The sequence below is a fragment of the Sulfitobacter sp. SK012 genome, from assembly GCF_003352085.1.
Lineage (GTDB): Bacteria > Pseudomonadota > Alphaproteobacteria > Rhodobacterales > Rhodobacteraceae > Sulfitobacter.
Window position 1 is genome coordinate 2,204,975 of the sequence record NZ_CP025804.1, and the last position, 24,004, is coordinate 2,228,978.

The 24,004-nt window shown below is 52.8% G+C and carries 20 protein-coding genes and 2 pseudogenes; 15 read left to right on the forward strand and 7 right to left on the reverse strand.

Features of this window, described 5'->3' with window-relative positions; translation table 11 throughout:
* Positions 1–79: 79 nt before the first annotated feature.
* The 5 genes and pseudogenes from istA (at position 80) to C1J03_RS10770 (ending at position 4,634) form a co-directional block, all read left to right on the forward strand.
* On the forward strand, positions 80–1,579 hold the full coding sequence (gene istA, locus C1J03_RS10750) for an IS21 family transposase (protein ID WP_114882484.1): 1,500 nt from the start codon (positions 80–82) through the stop codon (positions 1,577–1,579).
* Positions 1,576–2,340: an IS21-like element helper ATPase IstB gene (gene istB, locus C1J03_RS10755; protein WP_114882482.1), complete on the forward strand. Its 765-nt coding sequence runs from the start codon at positions 1,576–1,578 to the stop codon at positions 2,338–2,340. Before istA ends, istB begins: the two co-directional genes overlap by 4 nt.
* Before the next feature lie 282 nt (positions 2,341–2,622).
* The gene (locus tag C1J03_RS10760) at positions 2,623–3,282 is read left to right on the forward strand and encodes an IS6 family transposase (protein ID WP_254694268.1); all 660 of its coding nucleotides are present in this window, start codon (positions 2,623–2,625) and stop codon (positions 3,280–3,282) included.
* Positions 3,283–3,570: 288 nt separating this feature from the next.
* Positions 3,571–4,025, forward strand: a pseudogene (locus C1J03_RS25720) (S-methyl thiohydantoin desulfurase domain-containing protein).
* A 15-nt stretch (positions 4,026–4,040) separates the two neighbouring features.
* Positions 4,041–4,634: an OsmC family protein gene (locus tag C1J03_RS10770; RefSeq protein WP_114886357.1), complete on the forward strand. Its 594-nt coding sequence runs from the start codon at positions 4,041–4,043 to the stop codon at positions 4,632–4,634.
* A 286-nt stretch (positions 4,635–4,920) separates the two neighbouring features.
* Here C1J03_RS10770 and C1J03_RS10775 read toward each other — a convergent pair whose 3' ends face one another.
* Both C1J03_RS10775 and C1J03_RS10780 read right to left on the reverse strand, forming a co-directional pair.
* Complete coding sequence (locus C1J03_RS10775) at positions 4,921–5,973, reverse strand: permease (protein ID WP_114888960.1); 1,053 nt, start codon at positions 5,971–5,973, stop codon at positions 4,921–4,923.
* A gap of 54 nt (positions 5,974–6,027) precedes the next feature.
* Positions 6,028–6,342, reverse strand: a complete 315-nt coding sequence (locus C1J03_RS10780) for an ArsR/SmtB family transcription factor (protein ID WP_114886359.1) — start codon at positions 6,340–6,342, stop codon at positions 6,028–6,030.
* A gap of 460 nt (positions 6,343–6,802) precedes the next feature.
* Between C1J03_RS10780 and C1J03_RS10785 the strand changes: the two genes are divergently transcribed.
* Positions 6,803–9,310 (forward strand): heavy metal translocating P-type ATPase, encoded by a 2,508-nt coding sequence (locus C1J03_RS10785; protein ID WP_114886361.1) that lies wholly within the window; start codon positions 6,803–6,805, stop codon positions 9,308–9,310.
* Between the two features lie 10 nt (positions 9,311–9,320).
* Positions 9,321–9,716 carry a Cu(I)-responsive transcriptional regulator gene (gene cueR / locus C1J03_RS10790; protein ID WP_114886363.1) on the forward strand — a complete coding sequence of 132 codons (396 nt, stop codon included), beginning with the start codon at positions 9,321–9,323 and terminating at the stop codon, positions 9,714–9,716.
* Positions 9,717–9,774: 58 nt separating this feature from the next.
* Here the strand turns inward: cueR and C1J03_RS10795 are convergent.
* Positions 9,775–10,050 (reverse strand): annotated as a pseudogene (locus C1J03_RS10795) (helix-turn-helix transcriptional regulator); the annotation flags it as partial.
* Between the two features lie 125 nt (positions 10,051–10,175).
* Between C1J03_RS10795 and C1J03_RS10800 the strand changes: the two are divergent.
* Both C1J03_RS10800 and C1J03_RS10805 read left to right on the forward strand, forming a co-directional pair.
* Complete coding sequence (locus tag C1J03_RS10800) at positions 10,176–11,120, forward strand: alpha/beta fold hydrolase (protein ID WP_114886365.1); 945 nt, start codon at positions 10,176–10,178, stop codon at positions 11,118–11,120.
* 486 nt (positions 11,121–11,606) lie between these two features.
* Entirely contained in the window at positions 11,607–12,083 is a 477-nt protein-coding gene (locus C1J03_RS10805) for a hypothetical protein (protein ID WP_114886367.1), read from the forward strand.
* Positions 12,084–12,267: 184 nt separating this feature from the next.
* On the opposite strand, the gene C1J03_RS10810 is transcribed toward C1J03_RS10805, so the two are convergent.
* Positions 12,268–14,067, reverse strand: a complete 1,800-nt coding sequence (locus C1J03_RS10810) for an NAD(P)/FAD-dependent oxidoreductase (RefSeq protein WP_114886369.1) — start codon at positions 14,065–14,067, stop codon at positions 12,268–12,270.
* A gap of 871 nt (positions 14,068–14,938) precedes the next feature.
* Between C1J03_RS10810 and C1J03_RS25725 the strand changes: the two genes are divergently transcribed.
* Positions 14,939–15,265 carry a VPLPA-CTERM sorting domain-containing protein gene (locus C1J03_RS25725; protein ID WP_254694249.1) on the forward strand — a complete coding sequence of 109 codons (327 nt, stop codon included), beginning with the start codon at positions 14,939–14,941 and terminating at the stop codon, positions 15,263–15,265.
* Between the two features lie 95 nt (positions 15,266–15,360).
* Here C1J03_RS25725 and C1J03_RS10830 read toward each other — a convergent pair whose 3' ends face one another.
* Complete coding sequence (locus C1J03_RS10830) at positions 15,361–16,050, reverse strand: winged helix-turn-helix transcriptional regulator (protein ID WP_114886375.1); 690 nt, start codon at positions 16,048–16,050, stop codon at positions 15,361–15,363.
* 142 nt (positions 16,051–16,192) lie between these two features.
* Between C1J03_RS10830 and C1J03_RS10835 the strand changes: the two genes are divergently transcribed.
* Together C1J03_RS10835 and C1J03_RS10840 are read left to right on the forward strand one after the other, a co-directional pair.
* Entirely contained in the window at positions 16,193–17,344 is a 1,152-nt protein-coding gene (locus tag C1J03_RS10835; protein WP_114886377.1) for an acyl-CoA dehydrogenase family protein, read from the forward strand.
* Between the two features lie 66 nt (positions 17,345–17,410).
* Positions 17,411–18,343 carry a carbon-nitrogen hydrolase family protein gene (locus C1J03_RS10840; RefSeq protein ID WP_114886379.1) on the forward strand — a complete coding sequence of 311 codons (933 nt, stop codon included), beginning with the start codon at positions 17,411–17,413 and terminating at the stop codon, positions 18,341–18,343.
* Between the two features lie 308 nt (positions 18,344–18,651).
* Here the strand turns inward: C1J03_RS10840 and C1J03_RS10845 are convergent, their stop codons facing one another.
* Positions 18,652–19,224, reverse strand: coding sequence for a sugar O-acetyltransferase (locus C1J03_RS10845; protein ID WP_114886382.1), 573 nt, complete (start codon positions 19,222–19,224; stop codon positions 18,652–18,654).
* Positions 19,225–19,671: 447 nt separating this feature from the next.
* Here C1J03_RS10845 and C1J03_RS10855 point away from each other — a divergent pair, with 447 nt between their 5' ends.
* The gene (locus C1J03_RS10855) at positions 19,672–21,189 is read left to right on the forward strand and encodes an amidase (protein WP_114886385.1); all 1,518 of its coding nucleotides are present in this window, start codon (positions 19,672–19,674) and stop codon (positions 21,187–21,189) included.
* A gap of 35 nt (positions 21,190–21,224) precedes the next feature.
* The gene (locus C1J03_RS10860; RefSeq protein WP_162798510.1) at positions 21,225–22,367 is read left to right on the forward strand and encodes an MFS transporter; all 1,143 of its coding nucleotides are present in this window, start codon (positions 21,225–21,227) and stop codon (positions 22,365–22,367) included.
* Between the two features lie 85 nt (positions 22,368–22,452).
* Here C1J03_RS10860 and C1J03_RS10865 read toward each other — a convergent pair whose 3' ends face one another.
* Positions 22,453–23,001, reverse strand: coding sequence for a luciferase domain-containing protein (locus tag C1J03_RS10865; RefSeq protein WP_216825914.1), 549 nt, complete (start codon positions 22,999–23,001; stop codon positions 22,453–22,455).
* A gap of 437 nt (positions 23,002–23,438) precedes the next feature.
* Between C1J03_RS10865 and C1J03_RS10870 the strand changes: the two genes are divergently transcribed.
* Entirely contained in the window at positions 23,439–23,945 is a 507-nt protein-coding gene (locus tag C1J03_RS10870) for a hypothetical protein (protein WP_114886387.1), read from the forward strand.
* The last annotated feature ends 59 nt before the right edge of the window (positions 23,946–24,004 follow it).

The window sequence follows — 24,004 nt, forward strand, 5'->3', positions numbered from 1 at the left end:
AATGGTTGGGTAATCTGACCGTCGCGGAGTAAAATTCCGCAATCTAACATCTGGTGCTGTCGAGCAACGGGTGGGGAAGATGTATTCTGTGGATTTGTACAGTCGGGTGCGCCGTGCGTGCCATGTCGAAGGTAAGAACAATAGTGAGGCGGCCCGTCTGTTTGGGATTGACCGCAAAACAGTGGCGAAGATTTTGAAGCATTCGGTTCCGCCGGGTTATCAAAGAACGACCGCGCCAGTTCGTCCGAAGTTGGATCCGTTCATTGGGATAATTGATCAGATCCTGAAAGACGATAAACGGGTCATCAAAAAGCAACGCCACACAGCCAAACGTATTCATGCGCGATTGCGTGATGAACATGGGTTCACTGGCGGGATCACCATCGTCACGGACTATGTTCGTGAGAAGCAGCGACGTACCCAAGAGGTGTTTGTTCCTCTGGTTCACACCCCTGGCCATGCTCAGGTCGATTTTGGCGAGACCCTTGGTGTGATTGGTGGTGTTGAACGAAAGCTGCATTACATTGCGATATCGTTGCCGCATTCGGATGCGTTCTTCATGAAGGCATATCCGGCAGAAACGACAGAAGCCTTCTGTGATGGTCACAACGCTGCGTTTGCGTTCTTCGGTGGTGTGCCCTTGTCGGCACTGTACGATAACACCGTGATAGCGGTTGCAAAGATCTTGGGAGGAGGCAAGCGGATCCGGACCAGAACTTTCTCGGAACTACAATCGCATTATCTGTTTGAGGACCGGTTTGGCCGCCCTGGTAAAGGTAACGACAAAGGTAATGTCGAAGGTGTCATTGGCTACGGACGGAGGAACTTCCTAATCCCTGCTCCCCGGTTCGATAGTTTTGATGCTTTGAACGCCTGGTTGGAGGAACAATGTTTGAAGCGTCAGGACGATGTTGTTCGCGGGCATAGTGAGAGTATTGGTGAACGGTTGCTACGAGACCTGGACGCGTTGATGGCATTGCCCCCAACACCTTACGATGCGTGTGATAAGGTCAGTACTCGGGCAACTTCAATATCGATGATCCGTTATCGCAATAACGATTACTCCGTCCCTGTCGCCTTTGCCCATCATGAGGTTCAGGTACGCGGCTATGTCCATGAGGTCGTGATCGGCTGTGGGACCGAGATTGTCGCCCGACATCGACGATCTTACGAGAAGGCAGATATGATTTTCGACCCGATGCATTACTTGCCATTGTTGGAGCAGAAGGTTGGTGCTCTCGACCAGGCGGCACCCTTGCAGGGTTGGGATCTGCCCGATGCGTTCACGACCCTTCATCGATTGTTGGAAGCCCGCATGGGTAAGGCGGGGAAGCGCGAATATGTTCAGATCTTGCGACTATTGGAAACCTTCGAGATGGAGCACGTTCATGCTGCAATCAAACAAGCCTTGGACCTGGGCGCACTTGGCTACGATGCGATCAAGCATCTGATCCTTTGCCGGATTGAGCGTCGTCCGCCTAGGCTTGATCTCGATATCTATCCTTATCTGCCGAAAGCGGTGGTTGAGACGACAAAGCCTTCCAGCTATGCCGTGCTGTTGTCCGAGGTGGCCGCATGAACGATACTGTTACTGATACACCGCAGGTTCTGCTCAGGCATCACCTGACCAAACTTCGGCTGCCAACCTTCCAAAGCGAATACACCAAACAGGCCCAACAATGCGCCGCAGAGAACAAGGATCATGTCCAATATCTCCTGCGCTTGTGTGAGCTGGAGCTGATCGAACGTGAGCGACGGATGGTAGAGCGGCGTATCAAAGCCGCGAAGTTTCCGGCAACCAAGAGCCTGGATAGCTTTGACTTCAAAACGATCCCGTCACTGAACAAGGTGCTGGTGATGGAATTGGCCCGCTGCGAGTACACCGCAAAGCGTCAAAACGTTATCGCGCTAGGACCAAGTGGGACCGGTAAAACACATGTTGCTCTCGGCCTTGGACTGGCAGCTTGCCAAAAGGGCTTGAAGGTACGTTTCACCACAGCCGCTGCACTGGTTCATGAAATGATCGAGGCAGTTGACGAACGCCGACTGCAACGACACCAAAAACAACTAGCAGCCCAAGATTTGCTGATCATTGACGAACTTGGGTTCGTGCCACTCTCCAAGACCGGGGCCGAGTTGCTGTTCGAAGTGATCAGTCAACGATATGAACGCGGCTCCATCATCATCACATCCAACCTGCCGTTCGATGAATGGACAGAGGTCTTCGGATCAGAACGCCTCACGGGTGCCATCCTCGACCGCCTGACACACCACGTCCATATCCTGGAGATGAATGGTGAAAGCTATCGGCTGAACCAAAGCCGAAACCGCACAGCCTGAACAAACCCAACTGAAGCCAAGGAGCTGACAAATTGGCCAATTTCTCTCCGGGACGCTGACCGATTTTACTCCGGGATTGACAACGGCGTGCCGATCTGCGTGATCGAGCAGGTGGTCGGTGATAGCGCGCACCACGGCAGCCCCAAATGCTAGCGCAGGTAGACGGCACCCTGTTGGATCGGCTCTGTCAGAAGAAACTAACTTGAGCCGGGCAGGGCGGTTTCGTAGCGTCTAAAGATGATACAATATGACCCATTTCGCTATTTTTAAACAAGTCGTGAGATTATCCGCCTGGCGGTAATGTTTTATGTCCGGTTTCCTCTGTCCCTTCGCAATGTTGAAGATTTGCTCAATGAACGGGGCATCGATGTCAGCCATGAAGCCGTCAGATATTGGTGGCATCGGTTCGGGCCGATGTTTGCTTCCGAGATCCGTAAACGCCGGATCGAAAGTATGAAATCCAGTCGCTGGCGCTGGCACCTGGACGAGATGTTCGTGAAGATCAACGGCGAACAGCACTATCTCTGGCGGGCCGTCGATCATGAAGGCGAAATCCTGGAAAGCTTCGTCACAAAGGCACGTGATAAGAAGGCCGCGTTGAGATTCTTAAAGAAAGCAATGCGGAAGCCCGTCAGTCCCGACCTGATCGTGACGGACGGGCTGGCATCGTATGGCGCGGCTCTGAAGGAGATGGGCGCTGCAGACAGACAGGAAACGGGCCGCTGGCTGAACAACAGAGCAGAAAACTCACACCTGCCATTTCGAAGACGGGAACGGGCGATGCTTCGGTTCAGACGGATGCGAAGTTTGCAGAAATTCGCATCCGTCCACGCTTCAGTCTACAATCAATTCAATCAGGAACGCAGCCTTTCAACGAGACCGAATTTCAAGCTCAACCGCGCCGCTGCTCTTGCCGAGTGGCGTGGTCTCTGCGCGACATAAGGGGCAGCTTCACTGTCCTTGCGGAGACTGTTTCGAATTAGTCTGGCAGCACCGTGGCGTCAACTCGATGCGGCATAAAGGGCAGTTTCATTGTCCTTGCAGAGACTGGTTCGCATTCGTCTGACAGCACCGCCAACCCACCATTTTTGTCATTTAGATTGAATGGCTTTGGTGATTTTTATCGGTGCGTATTTGATTGACACGGGGTCCTGCCGGTCGCGCCGTGCCAGAGATCACGCGCTTGAGATCCATGAAGTCCGCGATGCCATTATTCCCGGTACGATCAGCATGGCGTTGGAAATGGGCAAAAACGCGCGGGAAGCCCTTGCTAAGGATCAAGACGGTGCCACGGTTGTTGCGAAAATTGGTGCTGGGTTTGTCGCCTTTCGTGGCGTGGTCGCTGCGAATGATTGGAAGACCGAAGACGGTTTTACAATTGGCAATGTTTCGATCGCGGGAATTGATGAATTCAGGAACGACGAATATCGCATTTGGCTCAAGAACGAAAATATGGTTGGTTGAACCATACCGTTCACGCAACAATTCCAGATATGATTTGTATGATCGACACTGATACTGGTGCGCCTGTGACGAACCAAAACTACCATGACGGGCAAAGCATAGCAGAGGTCATTTTGCCAGCACCGACACAATTTACACCCACCAAAGGGCTGGTTGCATTTGGCCCAGCTTATGCAGGCTTGGATCAGCAATACCGCCCATCAGTCCCCCAAATACCTTGATCAAGGATTAGCGCCATGAGTGATGCGAAAGAATACAAGGTTGGTGAGCTTTCAGACAGCATGCCAGCACCGACCCAATACGAGACCAAACCGTTCAAAAAAGGCCGTCCACCTGCGCCTCTCCAGTTTGAGATTAATCTAACGGCAGAGGCACATGACCGGCAAAGGAAGTCCGGCATGGTGCAGGTGAACATCCCAGGTTTTTCCCCGGTCAAACTGTATTGCGATGAACAGACCCCGGTTGGCGACGACACAGCGCCGCCGCCTTTGGCATATCTGTGCGCGGGCATTGCATTTTGCCTGATGACACACCTGACGGACATTTATTCGGCCCGTAAAATCAAGATTAAGTCGATGAATATCGAGCAGAAGATGCGGTTCCAGACCAATCTGAGCAATATGCGTGATTTGGGTCATACGACTGAGGGCGAGACGTTGGGCATTGAAACGCATGTGTTGATCGAAAGCGATGAACCCCAAGAACGTATCATGGATCTTATGGACGAGGCCGAGAATGCCTGCATGGCTCACCATGCTCTTCGCAACCCAATTCCGTGGTCATCTCGTCTGATCTATAACGGGAAAGAAGTCATCAAACGCAATGGGTGATGGCTTCCGGCTTGATTTGACCCAATTTCGATGGGGAACGTGTTTCTGGTTGAGTATCTTGTGGCGAGGGGAAAGGGCAGCGCACAGTTTGGCCCCGAAACTCGGTTGGCTGCTCTTACGAGAAAGGCAAAAAAATCCATGACTGGTCGGATTTCTACCACCTTAAATGAGGCGGTTCACGCCTGTCAAAAAAGTGGGATTTTTGAACGAATAGGGAGGACCGCAGTGCGAAATCGCAGGCATTCGACGAATGCCTGCGATCTTCTGTGTGGAACCAAAACGCTTTCTAGAGAGCGGTCCAAAGCTGAAACAACAGACCGATGGCGAATGAGCCAGCGAGCGCAATGCCGAGATACAGGCAAAACACTTCCCTTTTGACCAAGGCCCAGACTGCGATAGCTGCGGGCAACGAGCTGACCCCGCCTGCGACAAGAAATGCCATGCCCGCGCCAGGTGCCATGCCTTGCCCCATTAGACCACCAACCAGCGGCAAAGCTGCGTACCCGTTCAAATATGCAGGCACACCTACAAGCGTTGCGATCCCAATAGGGGCGAGGCCGGTGCCGCCAAGCGAACGTGCCACCAGATCAGCAGGCAGCCAGGCCAACATCAGGCTTTCAAGAATGAAGGCGAGGGTCAGCCATTTGGCAAGAAATAGCGTAGTCTTGATACCTTCGCGCCAGAATTTGGCAACGCGCGCATCATCGCTCCAGAACTTCCAGACAATGGGTTGTGCCGTGCGGACCTTGGCCCCACCGCAACCCCCATTACCCACACCGTCGCGCAGTGGATCCGACAAAGCACCCGAACGGGACAGAAAGTGGACAACAAAGCCTCCAAGAGCGCCCAAACTCAAGGCTGCGATTGTCTTTGCTATCGCGAACTCGATGCCCAGTACCCCCGTCGTCAGCAAGAACATCGAAGGGTCCATCACCGGCGAAGCAAGCCAGAAGGCCATGACCGCCGAAAGCGGAACGCCCATCGCCAAGAGGGCGGCAATCAGCGGGATCACACCGCACGAACAAAATGGCGAAAGTCCACCAACTGCAGCTGCGATCAAGATCATGACAGTGGGCGATCCAGTGAAAGCCCGCGCGATCAGCCCATCAGCACCAGTCGCCCCAGCATACGCCGCTATCCCTACAGAAAGGGCGAGGAAAGGGGCTACGTTAAGCAGGTTTTGGGCTGCAAAACCCGCAGTTGTTACGCCGAGTTTCGGTGCAAAAATGAGCAAAACAGTGAGAAGAGCTGCTGAGAAAAGCCAGACCTTTTCCTTTGCCCAGAACCGGTAAATCAAGTCATTAGTCCTAGAGCGGGTATTAAAAAAGAGATCAGACATATCCATATCCTTAATTTTATAGTTTCTTTGGGGTGAGAAAAATTGCTGTGCCCACTAAGCAGCATCCTCCTGTGTGAGCTTCACCCCTGCGCAACATTGCGATGTAAGGAACGACACAGTTTGGTGCATAACATCGAAATCTACACGGTTTATGATCTGCCGCCCCAGCCGTTCTTGAGTCACAAGCTCTGCGTCGACCAGAGTCTTAAGGTGATAGGCAAGCGTTGACGCCGCCATGCCTAAGTGCTGGCCGATCTCACCGATATTGAGACCATCGTTTCCAGCCCGCACCAACAATCGGAAGACTGTCAGGCGAGTATCGTGGCCAAGAGCGGCAAGCGAGAGAGCGGCGGACGAGTGTTTCATCATAACACCAATAAAACTACATATATAGTTTTGTCAAGACGCTTCATTCAATTTTCTGCATTGCAGCCGATGTCTCAAAGGACTCCTTTTAAGATATTGTCCGCATTCCTGTCGCTGCAACAAAGCGCAGATATCAACGGCTTTGAACCTATAATTGCGATGCTGTGGAAAGTTTGAGTGTCTGCCATTGATCTAGGCCAACCCTCGTAACTAAGGGCTAGTGTGAACGACTGTCGGGTTAGCCAGAAAATCCGTGTCCGCAATGGAACCTTGAGCTTACTGGGCCTTTGGTTGAACTGGAAACTCTAGCAGAATTTTACGCCCAAGCCCCTTGGTGTTTGCTCCACCACCACTCTCTATCGAACCGTGTGAAATCAGCGACGTATTAGAAACAGCATTAGTCCTTGACCTTCCAGCAACTGGAAGCCCTATGTAGTGTTCATGTAAGAGCAGGAGCCTCAACATGAGCAGTCAAAATTCATTCACATTTCAGGTCCGCGAGATGACTTGTGCTTCCTGTGTTGGCCGGGTTGAAAAAGCACTATTGGCGGTGCCCGAGGTGCTAGAAGCAAACATCAACTTGGCTGCAGAAACTGCAACAATTGCTGTTGGAAATGCCTTCGATATGAGTTTGGCCGCTGACGCACTCAAGGACGCTGGATATCCTGCCGAGATGGCAACATTCCGGTTCTCTATTGAGAATATGTCATGTGCGTCCTGTGTCGGGCGGGTCGAGCAGGCTCTTGCAATGGTGCCAGGTGTTGTAAATGCCTCTGTAAATCTGGCGCAGGAAGAAGCGACGGTTCAAGCAATTGGCGTAGCGGCAAGTACGATAACGCAAGCCGCAGCCGCCGCAGGTTATCCCGCGAGCTTGCTTGTTGACGAAGGCAGTGCGGATAGGACCGCGGAGCGAAAAGCAGCAGAATCTGAGCATCTCAAAAATATGACGCTCCTTGCGGCGTTGCTTACTATCCCTGTTTTTATTCTGGAAATGGGCAGTCACCTGATCCCTGCACTTCATGATTGGGTCATGAACTCACTGGGTATGGATGTGAACTGGGGAATTCAATTTGTCCTCACGACCATCGTTCTGGCGTGGCCGGGGCGACAGTTCTATCTCAAGGGGTTTCCTGCACTGCTCAAAGGTGCACCTGATATGAATTCGCTGGTGGCACTTGGATCAATGGCTGCTTGGGGCTTTTCTACAGTCGCACTCTTTGCGCCTTCGCTTTTGCCAAACGGCACGCGTGTGGTTTATTTCGAAGCCGCAGCGGTCATCGTGACCCTTATTCTTCTCGGGCGATTTCTTGAGGCCCGTGCAAAAGGGCGGACGGGGCAGGCCATTCGAAAGCTTGTGGGTCTTAAGGCAAAGACAGCGCAGGTCGAACGAAATGGGCAAATCATTGAGCTGTCGGTGGATGATATTGTGGTCGGTGATCTCGTTCAGGTGCGGCCTGGCGAAAAGATCGCACTCGACGGTATCGTCATCAAAGGTGCGTCTTACGTCGACGAAAGCATGATCACGGGCGAACCTATTCCTTCGGAAAAGACAAAAGGCGCTCAGGTGGTGGGCGGTACAGTTAACGGGACGGGTGCGCTGGTATTTGAAGCCACCAAGGTCGGCAGGGATACCATGCTGGCGCAAATTATCCGCATGGTGGAAGAGGCCCAGGGTGCCAAGCTTCCTATCCAGGATTTGGTCAACAAAATTACACTTTGGTTCGTGCCCGCTGTGATGGGCGTTGCGTTGGCTACCTTTGTCGTATGGCTCTTGGTTGGTCCTGATCCTGCGCTCAGCTTTGCCCTGGTTGCCGCTGTGGCAGTGCTGATTATTGCGTGTCCTTGCGCAATGGGATTGGCAACGCCGACGTCGATCATGGTGGGAACAGGGCGCGCCGCAGAGCTGGGTGTTCTATTCCGGCGCGGTGATGCGCTGCAGTCTTTGAATAATGTAAGCACGATCGCGTTGGATAAGACAGGGACTCTGACACAAGGTCGTCCAGAGCTAACCGATCTGACTGTTACGGCGGGATTTGCGGAAGACGATGTTTTGAGGCTGGTTGCGTCCGTTGAGGGGACATCAGAACACCCGATTGCTGCGGCAATCGTGCGGCGAGCAGAACAACAAGGGCTAACATTGGCAGGGATTGACGGTTTTAACTCTATCACTGGCTACGGCGTAAGCGCCGAGGTTGAAGGTCGCAAAATTCTTGTCGGCGCAGACCGCCTTATGGTCCGCGAAGGCATTGCACTTGATCAGGTGGATGGCATTGGAACAAGCTTGGGGCAGGCGGGTAAGACACCTCTTTATGCTGCAATCGACGGAAAGCTTGCAGCCATCATTGCAGTGTCAGATCCAATAAAACCGAGCACCGCCGAGGCAATCTTTGCTTTGCATGATATGGGCCTTAAGGTTGCAATGATCACGGGTGACAATCAAGCGACGGCAGATACGATAGCACGTCAGCTTGGGATTGATACGGTTGTTGCTGAAGTCCTGCCCGAAGGCAAAGTCGCGGCAATTCAAAAGCTGCAGGAAGGCGCGCGCAAGGTTGCATTCGTCGGCGATGGTATAAACGATGCGCCTGCTTTGGCGCATGCAGATGTCGGCGTGGCAATTGGAACTGGGACCGACGTTGCGATTGAGGCCGCGGACGTTGTGTTGATGTCTGGTGATCTGAAAGGGGTGGTGAATGCCCTGCACATCAGCCGACGTACCATGCGAAATATTCATCAGAATCTGTTTTGGGCCTTTGGCTATAACGCTCTGCTGATCCCCGTCGCCGCTGGCGTATTTTACCCTCTGTTCGGACTGATGCTGTCGCCGGCACTTGCGGCGGGGGCAATGGCGCTCTCCAGCGTGTTTGTGTTGTCCAATGCGCTTCGCTTGCGGTGGATCGCCCCAACCCTCACCGAATCCCGCTCGAATACCAGCGTAAGCCCTGGCCTTGTGTCAGCGGCGGCGGAATAGGAGTTCTCAGATGAATATTGGAGATGTATCAAAGCGTGCTGGCCTGCCGCCAAAGACGATACGCTATTATGAGGAAATCGGACTGGTAGCGCCCGAACGAACCACAAACGGGTATCGTAGCTTTCAAGATAGCGACATGCACAAACTTGCGTTCTTGGGCCGTTCCCGAGCGTTGGACTTCACCATTGAGGATTGTCGCAATCTCATAGCACTCTGGGATGATCAGGATCGGGCAAGCGCAGATGTGCGGGCAATTGCAAAAGAGCACTTGGCGCAGGTTGAAAGCAAAATTTTGGATTTACAAGAAATTCAGGACACGCTGTCACATCTTGTGCGTGAATGTACTGGTGATGAGCGGCCTGATTGCCCGATCCTGAAGTCTCTTGAAAAATTCCCAATGAAGTAACCGGACCCTCTCGTTTTGGTGGTGTCCGGCCCGAGTGCAATTGGCGTCGGTGGTTCTATCCGGCGGCACGCATGGACGCCACGCTGATCAAAAGCGCAAAGACCTCCGCGACCGAAAGCCGGGCGGTGGCTTGGACCGATTGTGGGTCGAGTTGCAAACCACCCCCGCGACCCGGTTCGGAATGAATGACGAACCCCTCATCACGCAATGCGCTAATGTCCCGCAGCACCGTGCGCCGCGATGCACTTACGTCCTGCATCAGTTCGGCGATTGTCGAGGTCCCGTTGCGGCGTAGGCTGCGCACGATGGCGTCATGTCGACTGCGAATGTTCATTTTGAAAGGCTACCGTTTAAAGGTGCCAGTATTTGGCACCTTTAAACCTTAGTCAGGGGCAGAGCGTGTCAGCAAGGCAATTATGAAAGTGTCAGGCACATCCAGAAACTGAAATTGGAACTAAAATGTCTAACCCAACCGACTTTCCCAAGCCGATCCTTATCGCGACCAACGGCATCGAGCTCGAAGTTTTTGAAGCGGGCCAGCACAATGCGGGCAATCCGATTGTCCTGTGCCACGGCTGGCCAGAGCATGCATTTTCATGGCGCTATCAAATCCCTGCTTTAGTCGCTGCGGGCTACCACGTCATTGCCCCGAACCAGCGGGGGTATGGCAACTCGTCGCGCCCAAACGAAGTCGCTGATTATGACATTGAACATTTGACGGGTGATCTTGTCGGGCTTCTGGATCACTTCGGATATGACAACGCCAGTTTTGTTGGCCATGATTGGGGTGCGATGGTTGTTTGGAGCCTGACGTTGTTGCACCCAAACCGTGTAAACAGGCTGATAAACCTGAGCGTGCCTTACCAAGAACGTTGGGAAAAACCTTGGATTGAGATGATGGAGAAATTCATGGGTCCAGACTTCTATTTTGTCCATTTCAATCGACAGCCAGGCGTCGCAGACATCGTTTTGGGCGAAAACACAGCCCAGTTTTTGCGCAACCTGTATCGCCAAAACCAGCCCCCTGTCGCGCCAGCGGACGGCATGATGATGATCAACCTTGCCAAAGAAGAAACGCCACAGGGTGAACCCGTTATGAGCGACAGTGATCTGGCTGTTTTCGTCTCTGCATTTGAGAAAACTGGGTTCACAGGGGGTATCAACTGGTACAGGAACCTGGATCGAAACTGGCACTTATTGGCCGACGCGGACCCGATCATCCAACAACCCGCGCTCATGATTTACGGTGAACGTGATCCGGTCGCGAAGTCTGAAAACTTAACAGATTTTGTGCCCAATGTAGAGGTGATCAATCTGGATTGCGGTCATTGGATCCAGCAAGAAAAGCCGGAAGACACAAACCGAGTAATTTTGAAGTGGCTCAAGCAGCAGGATACCAGTTAGCCAACGGCACATTTCAGCGTCAATCTTACCCTTCAGTTTAACTGGAGGGTAACAGACATCAATCCGGGGCACTCCGCATTCGAAGGCCTGTTTTTCAGCGTGCTTGTCGCGCTCTTTCCATGAACAGCGCTTCGTGGGAGCCGCAACGACCAATAATCCTGTTTGAATATCCAACTTTAAAAACGACATTTATTGAGGCGGAGTTTCTAGAACTGAATATACAGGTGGTATGAGAAAATTCCAGATTGGCGTCTGCCCAACGGCATCGTCGATTATCTCTGTCAACAGTTGGGTATTCTCAGATAGGTCAAGTTCTTTGCGGTGCGAAACTACCAGAAATGATCATACTGCAAACGCGATGAATTTGTGATTGAGGTTTTTTTGCATTGGCTTCATCACGAGCTTGTCGGGCCATCCGGCAGTTGAAGGGGCAGGGTTTACCGCTGCTAATTGGGCTCAACGTAAATTTAGCCGCAAGGAGCCACCATGGAACATCTACAAACATTCCAATCTCGAAGCGTTCAGGCATTGCCAATCGTAAACACGAACGGCTGGTGCCTGAAGCGTTATGCCATTTTGTCCAAGGATCACGATTTTGATGACAAGATTGCCTCGGCTGCATTGCAAGCAGTGAGTGAACGGTTGCCGACGGCAGGCGATATTTTTGATGCCAGTACCAATCATGGCGTTGGATTTCAGATAGTTCATTTTGCAGAGGTCGCAGTGGTCGCGCCAGCATTCTACTGGAAATGGGGAAGCGTGCTCGCAAACGTAGAGCAGATCCGTGCACCCTGGGAGCAGCCGACAATTTTCGCTCCCAGCAATAACGAAGTGGTTGGCTGCGTGTGGGAAATGGACATCGTCAATTTTGAAGTTACCGCCTGGAAAAATACTATTTTGGGCAACTCTGGTACGCCCAACAAAAAGATAACGAAGTACCTTTTGAAACAGTATTCAACATAGCATTGGCCACCCGGATTTTAGCTATCCCAACTTGAGCGATCAACGGGAGGACAGGAAATTGGTTTGGGAGTTTTTCCCAAAGCGGGCTCGCCGAAGTGGTGGTCAGCTTCGAGCCCGCCTAGACTGCCATAGAATGATTGCATGCCGCGACATTACGCTCCGAGCATTCAGGATGCAGGTGCGATTATCCTTTGTGATGCGAGACTTGCAGCCCGTAGACGGGAGTAGCGATGCCTTCCATTCTAGCCTTTATTTGCAATGCCAGGAATTGCGAATAGTGGCGGGATTGATGGAGATTGCCGCCATGGAGCCAAAGCGCCTTTTGCTGAGTAGGCTTCCACATATTGCGTTGTTCCCCTTCCCATGGCCCTGGGTCTTTGGGCGTGTCAGAGCCGAGGCCCCAGCATTTTCCGACCTTATATGCGGTCTCTTTGTCAACGATGTCAGCGACCCAACCATTCATCGAGCCGTAGCCCGTGGCATAGACGATGACGTCAGCCTCCAGCTGTGTTCCATCGCCGAGGATAACACCGTCCTCCACGACTTCAGTGACTTGGCCATGGGCCAGTTTGATCTTACCGTCGATGATCAGCTGGCTCGCCCCAACATCAATGTAATACCCTGAGCCTCGGCGCAGGTATTTCATGAATAGTCCTGACCCGTCCGAGCCCCAATCCAGTTGGAAGCCTGCCTTCTCGAGGCCTGCATAAAAGTCAGCATCGACCTCCTTGATTTTGTCATAAACCGGGATCTGGAATTCGTGCAGGATCGCATAGGGCAATGACGCAAAGACCATATCGGCCTTGTTCGTTGTCATTCCAGAGGCCACCGCCCGCTCGGAATAGAGATCACCTAGCCCGATCTCCATCAACGGTTCAGAACGAACAATGTGGGTCGTCGAACGCTGGACCATGGTCACATCTACATCGTTCTCCCAAAGCGCTGCACAGATGTCATGAGCAGAGTTGTTGGAACCGATCACAACCGCCTTCTTCCCCTTATAGGCGTCGGGCCCTGGGTGTTTAGACGAGTGGTGCTGATCGCCCTTGAAGCTGTCCATACCGGGAAAATTGGGTAGGTTCGCTTTGGCGGACATGCCGGTGGCAAAGATCAGCTGTTTGGGCTTTAGAACGACCTTCTTGCCGTCGCGGTCCACTGTGACGGTCCATTCCTCAGTCGCTTCGTCATAGCTGGCGTTCTGGCAGGTGGAGCGGGTCCAGTAGTTGAGCTCCATGATTTTCGTATACATCTCGAGCCAATCACCCAGCTTGTCTTTGGGCGCGAAAACCGGCCAATTCGGCGGGAATGGCAGATAGGGCAGGTGGTCATACCAGACCGGATCATGAAGGCAGAGCGATTTGTAGCGGTTGCGCCAACTGTCGCCTGCGCGATCGTTCTTTTCGATAATGATCGTGGGTACACCGTTTTGACGCAACCGTGCGCCCAACGCGATACCACCCTGACCGCCGCCGATAATGACAGTGTAAGGCTGAGTGGTATAGCCGAGTTCGGCCGTTTCTTTCTCGCGGTCTTCCTTCCAGGTGGGGCGGTGCTTTCCAGCTCCGTGTTTGGCACCCATGGGACGCTCCGTGCCCAAGGGCTCCTCATGCCCCTTAAGTTCCACCATCGACGTCAGCAAAGTCCAGATTAGCCCGTCGCGCAGACGCATCAATCCGTAGCCGCGTGACACAGCGGTTTCGAAGCTGATCCAGGCTGTGGTAACACCTCCATCTTCTGCGGCGACTTCACCATCGGCAATTCGCCAGCCGTTTGGTTTGACAGAGGACAGCTGCGCGGACAGCATTTCGGCGATTGCGTCCTTGCCCTCCATGGTTTTGATATTCCAAGTAAAGGAGACCAGATCACGCCAATAGCTATCATCTGTGAAAAGGTTTGCTGCGGCGTGAGCATCGCCTGCAGTCAATGCTTGGTTGAGCGCATCAAGGACCTGTTCCACGTCGGTATCTGCATTGCGATCAAGCATTGGTATCCCCCCAGTCGGAATGTTCAAAAATGTTTCTAATATTCAGCGACCCTAAGCGGGCGTGTTTGGACTTGGCAAGCGCGACGAGCAATATCTCGCCTTACGCTCTGCAAATGAAGGCACCAGCGAGGAGCACACGGTATTATTCGCGAGTACTTCTGTATCCATTTCCAACCTACTTTCGACAGGATCACAGGGCCACAGGCATCAAGTTTGGCGCGCGAAATTGCGCAGAGTTTAAAAGGAAGCAAGGCGGAGGCACGGATGCAGCAGCTATCGTCTGGCCACCGGTTTACTTGCTAACCCAACAGTTGAAAGACATACGGTCGGCACTTCGGTAGCTGCGTTGCCGCCGATCATTGCAACCTCAGTGCGGTCATAATCCCCGATGGCTTTTGTCGCCAATGTTGGTATTTCTGCGCTGCCGATCATGTTTTTGTTTAGTTCGCATCTCTGCGTTTTGGGTGCAACACGGAAACAATAACCCCGATTTCTGGCCCAGTGTTTCGTTGCCAGCACCAAAGATCAGCCAAGTGACGTAATTTCTTGACCGGTTCGACCTAGCTGCTCATTTTCCTGCCAATATTATTTGGGGAGATTTACGAAGATCCTTTTTGGTCAAATGACGAAGATTGCAGTTTTTCTACTGGTCGCGCAGAGTGCAAACTCTGCGAGTATTAATTATACCTTTGAATTGGACGCCACTTTAACTTTGGACGGGACACCAACTGTCCTGGCTGTTCCAATCATCATTTCTGGCACAGGCGATACGGACAATATATTCAGCATAGATGCCACCAGGATTGCCAACGCATTCGATGCAACCATTGTTTTCGGAGGCTCCTCCTAATCCCTTGTTGAGCCAGTTTATGTGGTTCGCGCCGGAGGGACGCTGGCCTTTGCCGCGGACATTTCCGGTCTTAATATTGCAACCGTGTTGTCAGCCAATACCGTGCCAATTTCTTATGGCTTAGACACCGACGCAGCTTTTGATCTAACCCAAGCGGTGACTTTTGGTAGTTTCGATACCAATGGTGGGCTGCTGACATTTGATGCTTTCGCGCCAAACTCGATGGTAAGATACGAATCCAGCCCATTCCCAACACCAGTGGCACCCGTACCACTGCCGGCAGCGAGCCTATTGCTTATCTCTGCAATTGGCAGATTGGGAGCGCTGTCTCGTCGGCGCAAGGCGTAAGGCTCATACTTACGAATGCAAAAGGCGGCCTGACCTAAGTTGTCGGGCTGTATTCTAACGGGATCGGGCGGCCGTGTAGCCCGCGACCAAGCGCTCTAATCGGCCATGCGTTCCTCGTGAGCGAATGGGCTGAGGCCAAGCCATTCCTGCATTAAGGACGCGATTTCGCGGGTGCCGGTCAACACCAAGCGACTATCAGCCACCGCTTTCTGCACGGTATCCACGCCCATCCAAATAGCTGTCATCGTCCGCAAATTACTAACTGCGTAAAGGTCCACGTCATGGCCTGGATCGGCATAGCAAGCCTCAACTCCCGTTTCGGGGTCGGCCAGAAGCCAATAGTTCTGTTTTGCAGTGGGAAGGTTGTCGAACACAAATTGAAGGCAAATCCGCTTTTTCGGGAGAGGGTCGATATTCAAGCCGCGATGCATGTCCCAAATCAGCAATTCTGGATCCAGATTGTCGAGAGAAAGTCCGCTCTCGACCCATCTTTGCCCCCAAACGCCGATGCCCATGACAAGGGTGCGTAGCTCTTCTCCAGCCTTTGTCAGATTGTACTCTCTGACACCTTTTGCGCCTGTCACAGAATGAATCACACCTGCTGCTTCCAGTTCTTTCAGCCGCGTTGACAGCAGCGTCGGCGACATACGCGGCAGTCCGCGCCGCAGGTCATTGAACCGGGTACTCCCACACAGAAACTCCCGGATGAGCAGCGGAGTCCAGCGGGCACAGAGGATCTCGGCTGCCATAGCAATCGGGCAAAATTGTCCATATCCGCCGCGCATAATGTTCATCCTTCTCGCAAAAAAAATTGCCATCTGAGCCTAGCACGAGGGGTTTGTTCGTGTCCGGTACAGTTTCTGGACTATCACAAGACAGGGCATTTCGCGACTCTGGCAGCATATTTTGAAGCGAGGAGATGATTTCATGAACAATCTGATAGACCCAGAAATAGCCGTTATTGACGTCAGAGAGCGCACCAAAAAACTGGCCAAGAAATTTGAAAAACGGGCTGCGGCGAATGACGAGAATGACAAATTTGCTGAAGATAACTTTGCGGATATGAAGGCCGCGGGTTTGCTCTCCGCAGGCGTTCCGAAAGAGCTTGGTGGCGGCGGCGTCAAAGTTCGCGAGCTCTGCGAAATGCTGCGCATAATCGCGGGGGCCTGTGGGTCAACTGGGCTTGCACTCTCGATGCATACTCATCAAGTCGCAATTCCGGCATGGCGTTGGCACCATCAGGACGCGGCCCGCGCAATGGTTGAACCGCTTTTGCGTCGTGTCGCAGATGAAAACCTTGTCCTGCTGAGTTCAGGCGGATCAGACTGGATCGGCGGGTCCGGCAAAGCAGAAAAGGTCGAGGGGGGGTACCTGATCACCGCGCGGAAGGTTTTTACATCAGGGGCTCCTGCCGGTGATCTCTTGATGACTGGCGCAATCAGCGAAGAAGGCGGCGAACGCACAGTGCTACATTTCGGTGTGCCGCTTGGCGCGCCAGAGGTGAGCATCCTAGACACTTGGCGCACGATGGGGATGCGGAGCACGGGTTCGCACGATATTCAAATCGACGGGTTGTTCATTCCGGATGACAAAATTCCTCTGAGACGTAGGGCAGGCGAATGGCATCCGGCATTCCAAATGATTGCCACAATAGCGTTTCCTCTGATCTACTCAGCCTATCTTGGCGTTGCAGAAAGTGCCCGCGAGATCGCGATCGGTATTGCTGGAATGAAACCAACTTCTCATCGCACACAATCCATAGCAGGGCGGATGGACACGGCGCTGACGGCGGCACGTTTGGCCCAAAACTATATGATTGAAGTCGTTGAGCGTAACGCACCTTCCGCTGAGACTATAAATGATGTGATGATCGGCCGCCGCCTGGTCGAAGAGAACACGATCCGCGTCGTGGAACTGGCCATGGAATTGGCTGGTGGGGCCAGTTTTTATCGCAAAACTGAACTTGAGCGCAGATTTCGCGACATTCAGGCCGCACGCTATCACCCGCTGCAAAAAGAGGTGCAGGCCGAATATGCCGGTGCCATGGCGCTCGGCCATCCTGTTGATCGAATTTTTTGAGACCGCTCAAGTGCCACACCCTCCAATGCCCAAAATCCATTGGTAGCTAATTCAAAGGAATTTCAGATGAAAGTCGCAGTTATTCAGGAGCCGCCGGTCTATTTAGATCTTGCTGCCAGCATGGAGCGCGCCGTTGACCTGGTCGAGCAAGCCGCCAAAGACGGTGCTAAGTTGTTGGTCTTTCCCGAAACTTGGCTTCCTGGCTATCCGACGTTTTGTTGGCGTTTGTCACCAGGTGCAGACATGGGCAAGACGGACGAATTGTTCGCTCTGACACAAGCGAACTCCATCGATCTTAGCCGCAACGGCATGGCCCCGCTGCAAGATGCGGCAGCCGAAAACGATATGGTTATTGTGATCGGTTATCAGGAAATCGACGGAGAAGTTTCGGGCTCCACTCTATACAACTCTTGCGCGATTATCGATGCCGATGGGCAAATTGTGAACAATCACCGAAAACTGATGCCGACCAACCCTGAACGTATGATCTGGGGTTTTGGTGACGGATCAGGCCTCAATGTGGTTGAAACGGCGGTGGGTCGCATTGGCACTTTGATTTGCTGGGAAAACTATATGCCCCTGGCACGCTATGCGCTGTATGCCCAGAATATCGACATCTATATCGCCCCGACATGGGACAGTGGCGACACCTGGCTTGCCACGATGCAACATGTCGCGCGTGAGGGTGGATGTTGGGTCATCGGATGCGCGACTGCCTTAGAAGCGTCCGACATTCCAACAGGCATCCCACATCATGAAATCCTGTTCCCAGACAAGGATGAATGGGTGAACCCTGGTGACGCCGTCATCTACAAGCCATTCGGCGGGATCCAAGCTGGGCCAATGAACCGTGAGAAGGGGCTGCTCTGGGCTGACATTGATGTATCCGCATCTCGATCCTCTCGGCGAAAATTCGATGTCAGTGGTCATTATTCCAGGCCCGATGTGTTTGCGCTCGCGGTCGATAGAAGCAAAAAGGAGCCAGTTTCGTTCAGCTGACTGCAGGCATTTCATCGAAGCCAGCATTACTAAGGTCCGTTTGATTTGCTCGACCTTTCCGATAGTTACGAATATTTCCAAGGGTGACGGCAACCACTAGGATGCACTTGGAGAAGGCCATCTTTTTTCCCCGCAGAGTGTGAATTCGCTAGCCACCTGACGTGACAGTTTCAGCGGATGCCTCCTTGGACGTGCTGCACTTCGGCATGTGATTTGGTCGTTGAAAGGTCAGTTTTGGCGGCACGTGTCGGGCGGCCCAGAGACACAAATCGCAATGGCTTCAGAAATCGCTCACAGCTCGATTGCTGTTAACTGCTCGCTTCTGAAATCTTTGCATTTAGCGATTTCGCTGGATTGCCAGCGACGATCTGTCCGGGGAGCACATCTTTTGTAACAACGCTGCCTGCTCCAACCACAGCGCCTTCTCCAATCGTAATACCTGCCAAAATAATTGCGCCTCCGCCGATCCATGCACGTTTTCTGATATGGACAGGATGGGCGACCTCAAGGCCTTCATGAGTTCTCTTAATAGGATCCTGATGATGTTCAGCACAGAAAATTTGCACATTGGGCCCAAGTTGGCATTGATCTTCGATCGTGACGGTCGCGCAGTCCAAAATGGTGCAGCCAGCATTTAAAAACACATTGCGACCAAGGTGGATGTTGATCCCGTAGGAACAATGAAAAGGGGCCTCGATGATAGCATCATGTGCCGTGATGAGTTCACGAAGTTTTGGCCCGATGGCCCCACGTTCATCCGGAGCAAGGATATTATGTTGATGAACAGCAAATCGCGCGGCAACGCGCAGCTCTTCGAGTTCATCATCAAGACAGGTGTACCATTCACCCGCTTCCATTTTCTGTCTTTCAGTTTTTTGCATAACTACCTATGAACTTTTCCCCTGATATGGGCCGTTGGGGCGTGATGCCGGTCCCTGTTTCTTGCTGTTCATTTTGGTATGGTCAAGACATTCTGAGCGGGTTCGCAACCTCGTCTTTCAGAGTCCGTTCATTTGGATTGATGCCCTTCAAGCTAAAGAAGTGCAACGTGCTGGACCAATGTCCGGATTGGGGAAACAGCAGCGCAGCTCTTGAGGTCAAGGCCGGATCTGGGCCGTTTGCATAGTCTCGCTCGATAGGGTGCGAAGCATGCCTTAGCTGGACCAAAGCGGCGAAAGCATCCTGTTGCGCATTGTGGCTCACAATTCGAAACGTTCCTTCGATCATGTGTGTCATTCCAGCAGGGCGTGCTTAACCAACACGCTGATTGATATTCCGTGGAATTGAACTAATTTTTCCCCAATGCAGACGTGTAAGGAGTGAAGCCGATGTCCAAGCAAACCCGTAGAGCATTTTTGATGGCATCCGCTGCGGCCGCATCTGTCGTGGGGTTGAGGCCAGCGGTAGGGCTTACACCGACGCGCCGCATGGATGAACTGATCAACGAAGATGCAACGGGGCTAGCAATTCGTTTGCGCGCCCGCGAGTTTACTCAATCGGAATTGGTCGAGACAATTATCCGTCGGATCGAAGTGATGAATCCGGCGCTGAACTTTATGACGAACTCGGCCTTTGATCGTGCCCGCGCGAAGGCCGATACGATCCCACTTGATGCGCCTTTTGCCGGTGTCCCAATCTTGATGAAGGATATGATCGACATTGGCGGCATGCCTCGTACGGACGGTTCTCGGTTGATGTTGAATAACGTTCCGGAGCGGAGCGTGGAGTATGTCGAAGCTGTGGAGCGGGCTGGCTTGAACATTCTTGGCCAGACAAACGTTCCAGAGATGGCCAGTTTTGTCATAACAAACAACGAAGTTTTTGGGGCCACCAGGAACCCTTGGAATCCGGATTATTCCGTTTTTTCATCTAGTGGAGGATCGGCTGTCGCAGTTGCCGCTGGCGTCGTGCCAATGGCGCATGGAACGGACGGCGCGGGTTCAAATCGGCTACCACCGTCTGCGACGGGGATATTCGGCATGAAGCCGAGCCGGCGCCGAATGCTGTCGGGCGAAGCTGGCGGCGGGCACGATGTGGCGAAAACAAACCAGATGCTGTCTCGCACAGTTCGCGACAGTGCCCTTGCTTTTTCTCTTACAGAAACTCAGGCAGGCGACCCGTTTGCTCCCGTGGGTTTTGTTGAGGGAGCATCAACTCGGCGTCTTAAAATTGGTCTGGTGGTAGATGACGGAAAGCTGATTTCAACGAATCCGGAGGTTTCTGATGCGCAGCGCAAGGCGGCACTTTTACTCGGGTCGCTTGGCCACGAAGTAGAAGAGACAGCGTGGCCCGTTGACGCGGATGCTATGGCCGATGCTTATGTGAAGTTCTTTGCTGGAAAGGTGGGGCCTCTAAAGCAAGCGGTTGAGGCGGCCTCAGGCAAACCCCTTATGGAAGCTGGATTGCTGACGCCGTTGCTGGCCTCCAACATTGAGGCCTCAGCAGCCTATTCCTCCGAAGATATCGCTGCGGGCCGCGAATTCTTAGACAACCTGGTGCCTCTCTTCGACGGTGTCTTTCAACGCTATGATGTGCTTCTAGCACCGGTCGCCCCCGTTGTAGCACCGCCCTTGTATGAGCATACGCCCGACGAGTTATGGACAGATGAATTGGCGCAGTACGCGGCAGCACGGTTGAAGTTTACGTCCCCGATTAACTTCGCCGGGTGCCCAGCCATGTCAGTGCCTCTATTTTGGAGTGCATCTCTTGGACTGCCCATTGGATCACATTTCATCGCGGCAGAAGGGCATGACCGACTGTTGTACGAGCTGGCTTATGAACTGGAAGACGCTCGCCCATGGAAGAACATTTGGGCACCGTTTTCGTTGAAATACGTGCCAGTCTAGTTGGTTCTCTGTACCACTTACGATACGTTCCCTCCATGAACTCACCTGATCATCAAGGGCCCAAAGTTCTCTTTGCGGCTTCAATGGTTTCTATGGTGCTCGGCTCGATACACGCATTTTCAGTTTTTTTGGAACCTCTCGAAACCACATTCAAATCTTCTCGTGGAACTGTCAGTCTTATTTACTCGTTTAGTTTGGTCTTCCTGACCATCTCGGTTCTGTTTGGCCCGGCGGTATATTCCCGCCTGCAGCCGGCCACGATTTACATCTGGGTCGCGTTCCTTGGTGCCATCGGGACCGGCCTTGCCGGTATCGCGACCGGGTTAGAAACCGTTTGGATTGGCTACAGTTTTATTTTTGGTATCGCCAACGGTTTAGGCTACGGATTTGGCCTCCAATTCGCGGCACGCGCAAACCCAGACCATGCAGGGTTCGCCATGGGAGTGGTCACGGCAGCCTACGCCCTTGGAGCTGTCTTGGCTCCCTATGGATTTGAAGTCGCATTGGCGTACGGAGGTTTCTTTTTGGCTATGATCGCCCTTGGATCGGTTATCTTTTTTGTCGCCCTTGGTGCGGCTTTAATAGTATTAAGGAGCGGTGCGCAGTATTCTGACGCGCAAGCAAAACCAAAAACCTTCAACTTGCCGTTGGGCCGCATCGCCGCGATCTGGGTCGCATATGGCAGCGGTGTCGCCGCTGGGCTAATGGCCATTGGCCACGCAGCAGGCATTGCCGCAACCGCGGGGTTTGCCGGTTGGGTGGCAACAGCAGTTATTGCGGGCTGCAATCTCGTCGGCAGCCTCCTTTCAGGATGGCTATCGGAGAAGGTTTCACATCGCAGGATCCTCACAGTTCTACCGCTTCTTGGCACAGCTGCACTACTGGCGCTTTCAGTGTTCCCTGGGCTCACGATAGCGCTTTTGGGCGTCGTCGGTTTCGCCTACGGAGGGACAATAGCAACATATCCAGCTGCTATTTCCGTTCTTTTCCCCGGCGAAGATGGCCCCATCGCCTATGGCCGAATATTCACGGCCTGGGGACTTGCTGGGTTACTTGCGCCTTGGCTCGCAGGCCAAATCTATGACTGGGATGGAAGTTATGTCCTGGCGCTGTGGGTGGCTGCAGGGCTGGGCATCATTTCAGCAATTTCCGCGCAAAAGAGCATGCGACATAGCTGAGAACATTAGGCCCGAACGACAATGTGTATTGTCCCAATAGTCTTACGAGCGATCGTCGGCGATGTGATCGCTTCACTGCTGCCCGCTATTGCGATGTTTCGGGCAATGATTGCCCCGTGATGTAGGTGTATGAACCTCGCACCAAATGGAGCACAGCATCCAGTTCGGCCTGCGTGGTAGGGGTGTAGATCATCACGAACCCTTCCCATCCTGCCCGTTGATCGGCCCAAGGATGGGCGATAGCCCAACCTGCTTGGATCGCGGCGAGGGCCACGTCAGGATTCAATGAGGCGTGTAAGCTGCCATCCGGATGAATGTGTGCAAACTCTCGACCACCGACAATTTCATCCGGACGCGCGAGAGGTAGATCTTCTTCGAGCTGGAACCCAATGCCGCCCGGCATCGAGACACGTGTTGGTCCAAGACTAACGCCCGGAAATTGCGCCACGTAATTCAAAAGCGCTTCGGTGAGTTCTGGGACCGCATCAACACCGATCTGTACGTGGGGCACACCATCCGTGGTTTGGGGTATTGGCGTTGTGCGGATCGGTAGAGTTTCAGCATGTGACAACGTCGCAGACACCGCCAACAATGACAGCAGGCCATAACATGAAAGGTTCGGCAACGATGGCATGTCTCACTCCCATTTGAACTTGTTTCGGGTCAAGAAAGTCAGGCACCTTCCAGTCAGTTTTGTTGGAAGAGGATTTATCGAAGGATATCGATCGCCCCATGTGGACTCAAGCGGAGAGAGCAACTCATCTCTATGAACTGCAAATGCGCTCCCTCTGAAAACCATGACGAAGGTGTTGGGAACTAGCCTTGCATAGTATCGCGCATCAAAATCTGTACACTCAGTAACTTCGTTTGTTCCAGTCGTAGGAAACGGTGGTTCAAATGGAAATGTGGCCCTTACTATTAGGATGTCGATGCTAATTAGGCCCGCAAGAGGCGCTCCTATTGATCTATTGTGGTTTGCTTTAGTGTCTTTTGGGGTTGATGCCACCGCCCTAGTAGATAAATTATACACGCCCACTAATCGGCATGATTTCCAAATAGGACTTTACCACTATGCTCAGAATAAAACAGATTGCCACCGCAGCAATCGTGACCGCCGCGCTCACCACTGGCGCGAGCGCTGAAACCTACGAAAAATACGGTGAAGTTGAGGGCTGGAAAGTCTTCGTTGATCAAGAGAAAAAATCTTGCCTGATTGAAGCCGTGGATGCCTTTGAAAACGTTGTTCAGATGGGCCTGACTGCAGACCGTAGCATCGGTTATCTCGGCGTTTTCACCAAAGCTGACACCAATATCAAAAAAGGTGACACAGAAGGTGTAGCGATCCTCATCGGTGAGAATATCTACCTTGGTGAAGTGACTGGGATGCGCGGCAACATCACAAAGGGCTACTCCGGTGGATATGTCCTCAGCGACAGCCCCATGTTCGTGAAAGACATCGAGCAGCAATACGAGATGGTCGTATTCCCAGAGACAGAGTACTCTTTTGTCGTTGATCTGGCTGGCACAAAAAAGGCCATCGAAATGGCCCGTGAGTGCAACGACAAGCAGATCAACTAAGACGAAGCATGGACGCTTACCGTCCATTGCGAATAACAAGGTTCCGCCCATGGCGGGGC